The sequence below is a fragment of the Catenulispora pinistramenti genome, assembly GCF_018274385.1.
GTDB lineage: Bacteria > Actinomycetota > Actinomycetes > Streptomycetales > Catenulisporaceae > Catenulispora > Catenulispora pinistramenti.
On the sequence record NZ_JAAFYZ010000364.1, the window covers coordinates 1 to 6,271 of the forward strand.

Annotated in this window: 8 protein-coding genes; 2 read left to right on the forward strand and 6 right to left on the reverse strand. The window is 70.2% G+C overall.

Annotated features, from left to right (window positions below; all coding sequences use genetic code 11):
* Nucleotides 1–278: 278 nt before the first annotated feature.
* From KGQ19_RS46755 to tsaB, 4 genes are read right to left on the reverse strand one after another with little or no spacing between them, the layout of a single operon-like run.
* Entirely contained in the window at nt 279–554 is a 276-nt protein-coding gene (locus KGQ19_RS46755; RefSeq protein WP_212021776.1) for a hypothetical protein, read from the reverse strand.
* Entirely contained in the window at nt 551–1,600 is a 1,050-nt protein-coding gene (tsaD, locus tag KGQ19_RS46760) for a tRNA (adenosine(37)-N6)-threonylcarbamoyltransferase complex transferase subunit TsaD (RefSeq protein WP_212021778.1), read from the reverse strand. The genes KGQ19_RS46755 and tsaD overlap by 4 nt, the downstream gene beginning before the upstream one ends.
* A complete protein-coding gene (rimI, locus tag KGQ19_RS46765) occupies nt 1,597–2,067 on the reverse strand; it encodes a ribosomal protein S18-alanine N-acetyltransferase (protein ID WP_212021797.1) in 471 nt (156 codons plus the stop codon). The genes tsaD and rimI overlap by 4 nt, the downstream gene beginning before the upstream one ends.
* A gap of 16 nt (nt 2,068–2,083) precedes the next feature.
* Complete coding sequence (tsaB, locus tag KGQ19_RS46770; RefSeq protein WP_212021780.1) at nt 2,084–2,740, reverse strand: tRNA (adenosine(37)-N6)-threonylcarbamoyltransferase complex dimerization subunit type 1 TsaB; 657 nt, start codon at nt 2,738–2,740, stop codon at nt 2,084–2,086.
* Between the two features lie 34 nt (nt 2,741–2,774).
* On the opposite strand from tsaB, the gene KGQ19_RS46775 reads away from it, so the two are divergent.
* On the forward strand, nt 2,775–3,413 hold the full coding sequence (locus KGQ19_RS46775; RefSeq protein WP_212021782.1) for a hypothetical protein: 639 nt from the start codon (nt 2,775–2,777) through the stop codon (nt 3,411–3,413).
* A 96-nt stretch (nt 3,414–3,509) separates the two neighbouring features.
* On the opposite strand, the gene tsaE is transcribed toward KGQ19_RS46775, so the two are convergent.
* Entirely contained in the window at nt 3,510–4,058 is a 549-nt protein-coding gene (gene tsaE, locus KGQ19_RS46780) for a tRNA (adenosine(37)-N6)-threonylcarbamoyltransferase complex ATPase subunit type 1 TsaE (protein WP_212021791.1), read from the reverse strand.
* A gap of 28 nt (nt 4,059–4,086) precedes the next feature.
* Nucleotides 4,087–5,817 carry a hypothetical protein gene (locus KGQ19_RS46785; protein ID WP_212021793.1) on the reverse strand — a complete coding sequence of 577 codons (1,731 nt, stop codon included), beginning with the start codon at nt 5,815–5,817 and terminating at the stop codon, nt 4,087–4,089.
* 87 nt (nt 5,818–5,904) lie between these two features.
* On the opposite strand from KGQ19_RS46785, the gene KGQ19_RS46790 reads away from it, so the two are divergent.
* On the forward strand, nt 5,905–6,271 hold a 367-nt coding region (locus KGQ19_RS46790; RefSeq protein ID WP_212021795.1), incomplete at its 3' end, for a hypothetical protein.

Consider the following 6,271-nt stretch of genomic DNA (forward strand, 5'->3'; position numbering starts at 1 on the left):
CAGCATGGTGGGTGCCGCTATGGCGAGGCCTGCTGCGGTGCGGAGGAAGCGGCGGCGGGAGGCGTGTGCCGAGCCCGGGTCCGGTATCAGCGAGCCTGGGTTCGGTCGCAGGTCGTGGTCTTCGCAGCCGCAGCCTATGGGCAGTTCTTGGTCCTCGTACGTCACGCCTATGCCTCAGTTCGGTCCGGTGGGCCCCCGGAGCCCAACCTGGTTTCACTACTGAGGGAGGACGTCTTTGGAACCTTAAGAGTTGCTTAAGACGGGCAATCCGCGGACATTCACACGTCGAGGCGTTGGAAGACCCAGGCGTGTGGGGGGCGGGCGATCAGGCGCTCGGGTGGGTCGGCGGCCAGGGTGGTGGGGGCTGCTCCTAGGTAGTCGATGACCACTACTACGCGTTCCCCGTCCTGTCCTACGGAGCTGTAGGCGTTGTAGGACGCCACCTCCTCGTCCTCCCAGAGGGGCGGGACGATGATGGCGCGGACCCACTCCTCCACCGCCGCGGCCTTGCCGGGCTCGCAGCGCACCTCCCACATCAGCGTCTGGTTCTTCATCGGACCACCACGTCCACGACCGCCTGGGAGGAGTCGGAGGGGAAGTCGAGGTGCGAGGGGGTGCGGCCGCGGCGTACCAGTTCCGAGCCCAGGGCGGCGACCATGGCGCCGTTGTCCGTGCACAGGTTGGGGCGCGGTACGCGGACCCGGATGCCGGCCTTGGCGGCTCGTTCCTCGGCCAGGACGCGGAGGCGGGAGTTGGCTGCGACGCCGCCGCCGATCAGGAGGTGGTCTGCTCCGCTCTCCTTGCAGGCGAGGATGGCTTTGCGGGTTAGGACGTCTACTACCGCTTCCTGGAAGGAGGCGGCGACGTCGGCGAGCGGGATCTTGTCCCCGGCCCGCTCGCGGCGCTCCACCCAGCGCGCCACGGCTGTCTTGAGGCCGGAGAAGGAGAAGTCGAGTGGGGCGTCGCGGGGACCGGTGAGGCCGCGGGGGAAGGCGATGGCCTCGGGGTCGCCCTCGCGCGCGGCCTTGTCGATCAGCGGGCCGCCCGGGAAGCCGAGGCCCAGGACCCGGGCCACCTTGTCGAAGGCCTCGCCGGCGGCGTCGTCGATGGTCTGGCCCAGCGGCTGCACGTCGCCGGTGACGTCGGGCACGAACAGCAGCGAGGAGTGTCCGCCGGAGACCAGCATGGCGACGCAGCCCTCGGGCAGCGGGCCGTGTTCCAGCTGGTCCACGCAGATGTGGGCGGCCAGGTGGTTGACGCCGTAGATGGGCTTGTCCAGGGCCAGTGCGTAGGCCTTGGCGGCGGCCGCGCCGACCAGCAGGGCGCCGGCCAGGCCGGGGCCGGCGGTGACGGCGATCGCGTCGATGTCGGCCAGGGTGACGCCGGCGTCGGACAGGGCGCGCTGGACGGTCGGGACCATCGCCTCCAGGTGGGCCCGGCTGGCGACTTCGGGCACCACGCCGCCGAAGCGCGCGTGCTCCTCCACGCTGGAGGCCACGGCGTCGGCCAGCAGGGTGTTGCCTCGGACGATGCCGACGCCGGTCTCGTCGCAGGAGGTCTCGAAACCGAGGACGAGAGGTGAGTCCTTGAGTGCCGTCACGCCAGTGCCTTCCTCATGATGAGCGCGTCGTAGTTGCCGGGCTGGTAATAGCCGCGGCGGATGCCGACGGACTCGAAGCCGTGGCGGGTGTAGAGGCGCTGTGCGGAGTCGTTGTCGGTGCGCACCTCTAGCCAGACCTCTACGCACTTCCTGCGCAGTGCCTCTTCTAGAAGCGCCTCCAGGAGGACCGTCCCGAGTCCCCGGCCCTGGTGCGCGCGGGCCACCGCGATGTTCTGGACCCAGCCCTCCACGGCGCCCGGGGCGGCGCCCGGCTGGGACATCAGGCCGGCGTATCCGGCGATCTCGCCGTCGTCCTCGGCGATGACGTAGTAGCGGGAGTGCGGGACGTCCGCGAGTTCGGACCAGAACATCTCCACGGACCACGGGTCCTCGGGGAACAGGTCCTGCTCTACAAGGCGCACCGTCTCGATGTCCCACCACCGGAACGGACGCAGGATCGCGGCCATCGCGAGCACCGCGCCGTCAGCCTGTGGAGACACGCTTGCGGGTGCCCGGCTCGACGGCGTCCGGGCGGCGCAGGTAGAGCGGCTCGGGGAACAGCAGGGAATCAGGGTCGCTCTGCAGACGCCTGATAGTGAGCTCTGCTAGAGCCCCTGCGGAGGGGTGTCGGGGTCCGATCGCCTTAGGGAACGCCTCCGGGTACAGGACCGCGCCCTCCCCCGCGATCGGAAGGCCGGCCAGCCGCTCGGCGATGAGCGACGGGTGCGACACATCAGGATCCGTCGAACGAGTGAAGCGATCCGTGTACTGCGCCCAGTAGACCTCTTTGCGGCGCGCGTCCGTGGCGACCGCGAAGGGCTCTTCGATCTTGGTCTGATAAGCGACCACGTCGAGGGTGCAGACGCCGTGGATCGGGATGCCGAGCGCGTCGCCCAGGGCTCGCGCCGTGACCAACCCCACGCGCAGCCCGGTGAAGGGCCCGGGCCCGACTCCGACCGCGACGCCGGTCAACTCCCCGGGTTTACGTCCCGCGGCGGTCAGGACCGCGGTGATGCCGGGTGCGAGCAGTTCCCCGGTGCGCCGGGCGTCCACCGTGGTGGACTCGGCGAGCACATGTGTGCCGTCGTGCAGGGCGACGGTGATGGCCGGGGTGGCGGTGTCGAAGGCGAGCAGGAGCACCCGCACAGCCTATCTTTCTGGCACCATACGACCCATGACCAGCCAGCAGCAGAACGCCCCGCGGTCATCGGCGCGGGTGAAGCGCAGCCGCGTGAACCCGATGGCCTCCGCCGCCCTGATCACGGCCGCGGCCCTGGTCGGCGTGGGTGTGCTGGCCGTCCAGGCGAACGGCTCCGCGCCGAACAAGGCCCCGGCGCAGGCCGCTGTCAAACAGCAGCCGGTGGCCTCGACGAACCAGGCCGGGCAGCCGGTCGCCCCGTCCGCGGACCCGCTGCTGGGACTCCCCGCCGACAGCGGCAAGGGCAAGCGGGTGGTCTACAGCCTGTCCAAGGCGCGGATCTGGCTGGTCGGCGACGACAACAAGGTGCAGATGACGGCGCAGGCGGTGCCGGGCACCATCACACCGGACGCCGACACCTACAAGGTGTCGAAGTGGGTGACCAGCGGCAAGGCCTCCGACGGCGCGGCCGTGCAGTATGAGGTGTTGTGGGGCACCCGGCTCAGCCCGACGAAGTTCGGGTTCGACGCGATCGCCTCGCTGCCGCCGGACCAGATGCCGTCGAAGCCGGCTGCCGGGACGAAGACCGGCGGCGTGCGGCTGACGCAGAACGACGCGCAGGCGGTGTGGCAGTTCGCGACGGTGAAGGACACGCCGGTCGTCGTGGTGTCGTAGGGATGTCGTAGCGGCTGGTGCCGTCGCGGTTGGTGCCGTCGCGGTTGGTGCCGTCAGGGCTGGTCCCGTCGGGGCCGGTGCCGTGAAAGCGCGCGATCAGCCCGCGAGCTCTTCGAGCGCGGCCAGGTCGTCGTCCGTCCACCGCTCCCCGATCCCGCGCACCACGACCCAGCGCACGTCGGAATCACCGGGCTCGTCGAGGTCTTCGGCGAACTCGCGCGAGATCACGATGTCCAGCCGGTCGTCGGCCAGCACCTCGGCCTTGCCCTCGCCCCACTCGACCACGGTCACCGACTCCTCGACGGCCGCGTCCAGGTCCAGGTCGTCGAGCTCGTCCAGGGAACCGAGCCGGTAGGCGTCGACGTGGACCAGCGGGATCCCGCCCGCGGTGAGCGAGGGGTGCACGCGGGCGATGACGAACGTCGGCGAAGTGATGGGGCCGCGCACGCCGAGCCCTTCGCCCAGGCCCTGGGTGAACGTCGTCTTGCCGGCCCCGAGGTCGCCGGTCAGCACCACGAGGTCGCCGCGGCGTAGGAGTGCGCCCAGGCGGCGGCCGAGGTCTTGCATGACGCCCGCGGTCGCGACCGGGGTCTCCAGGACGGGTCCGGGCAGCCCGGGTCCGGCTTGGTCAGGGATCACCGACATGGGTCCACCGTACCGGGCGGCGCGGAGGTCACGGCGCGTAGACGATCGCCGTCACCAAACCGGGGTCGGTGGTGGACCAGATCGGGTAGAGCGTGGTGGCCGTGCCCTCGTGGCGGACTCCGGCGCTGTCCGACACGGAGAAGTCCACGTCCTGCCCGTAGGTGGTGGTCTGGCGGGAGTTGATCTGGAGCGTGCCGGGCTCGACGGACCCGTTGAAGGTGATGGCCTGCGAGAACGCCGTCATGTCGGACGCGGTCATCGCGTTGATGCGGGTGATGGTGGTGCCGTCTTTAGCGCGGCGCGCGTAGCCGGGGTCTGCAGAGCTCGTAACGCGGTACTCCAGGTCGTGGACCCAGTCGAAGGACCCTTCGAGGGTGGTGTCCTTCTTGCTGAGGATGGCGAGCGCCTGCGCCAGGCCCGCCTTTAGCGTTACCTCTGCAGAGGGCTCTGCGAGGGGACGTACTGCGTAGGGCTGACTGCCCTGGGCTGCGGGGAAGGACGGCAGGGCCGGGGTCGGAGCGGTGGAGCGGGAGCCGCCGAATGCGGTGACGGCGATACAGAGCCCGAGTACTACTACGCATCCCGCCAGTTGGGGGATCCACAGCTCGCGCTTGAGGTCTGGTTCCACTTCCGGCTCGCGTACCGTCGGGAACGGCGATCCCAGCTGGTCGAGGGCCCAGGCTGCGAAGCCTCCGGCGGCGACGGCGGCGGCGGGGAACATGATGATCTCGTAGCGCATCCCGGCGCTGAAGCCGACTCCTGAGGTGAGTACGTATGCGGAAGCCAGACCTCCCCAGAAGGTCGCGGCCAGGTCTTTGGTGAAGCGGAGTAGGGCCATGAGAAGGGCCGCTCCGAGCAACACATACAGGAGCCGGTCGTCGTCCCACATATAGCGCAGGTCCCCTGTGGTGACCGTACGTGCGTTGCGGAGTAGTTGCCGGACGACGCCGCTGAACGTCGTCTGGTCACGCGTCACGATGCCCTGCGTGTCGACGTGCGCGACTGTTCCGAGCACCAGTTGCATCCCGCCGGTGACCACGATGGTGACGACCATGGAGCCCAGCCAGGGGTTGCGCCATGTCCGCTCTCTAACCAGGGCCCAGGTCCAGCCCGCTACTGCCAGCGCCGGCGCTAGTACGCCCACTTGGCGGGTCAGGGCCAGGGCGACTCCGGCGAAGCCGAGCCAGACCAGGTTGACGCGCGCCACGCGGCGTTCGATGGGCAGGTTGGCGACCAGGACGGCGGACAGCGCCAGGGAGAGGGCGTCGGTGGTCGCCCAGACCAGGCCGGTGACGGTGACGGTCAGGCCGAAGGCCCCGGCGATGAGGGCGGCTACCGCGGGGCCGTAGAGGCGCTGGAGGACCCGCGCGGTGATCCAGCAGAAGGCGATGACTGATGCGCAGGGGACGTACATGGTCCCGTGCTTAAGGCCGCTCACCCATACGAAGGGGATGGAGAGGAACGGGTAGAGCGCCCGGGTCTTGACCATCTGCCAGGTGGGCTCGTTCCCTGCGAAGTACCACGGCGCCAGGCGCCAGCCGGTGGCGGCGCGGGTGCGGGCTACGGCGTCGGTGATGGGGTGGCCCATGTCCCGCGAGGTCATCGTCAGGTAATAGCGGCTGTCCGGAGGGTGGAGCCAGATGCCGCGGGTCGCCAGGGTGTAGGCGATCGTCAGTGCGAGCGGGGCCAGGACGAGGGCGAGCACGCCGAGGCGGACCCCCAGCACTTCGTGACGCCACAGGCCGGCGGCTCGTCGCATGAGGGGCATATACCGCTTTTGGGGCTGATTACCCGCGTTCCGCCCCGGGCATGATCGGCGCCGAGGACTCCGGCACCGGAGGTGAGCATGAGGGCCTCCGTCGGGATGGCTGCGGGGCTGCTGCTGGTGGGCTTGTCAGGGTATGTGTTCCTGGCAGTCACCGGGCACTCCTCGACGCCCTCTGACGCCGCCGCGCTGTCCTCGCTGTACTTCTTGGCGGGGCTGGTGACGCTCGGCGTGTTCGTCGGTTTGGAGCAGGAGACCAGCCGGGCGACGAGCCGGGCGGTCGCCGGGCGGCGGCCTTTGGCGCCGGTGGCGCGGACGGCGCGGCGGCACGCGCTGTGTCTGTTCGCGATCACGGTGGTGGTGCTGGCGGCGCTTTCGCCGGTGTTGGTGTCGGGTCCGTTGCGGGGGCGGTGGGACCTGTTCGCGGCGTTGCTGCTGGCCGCGGGGG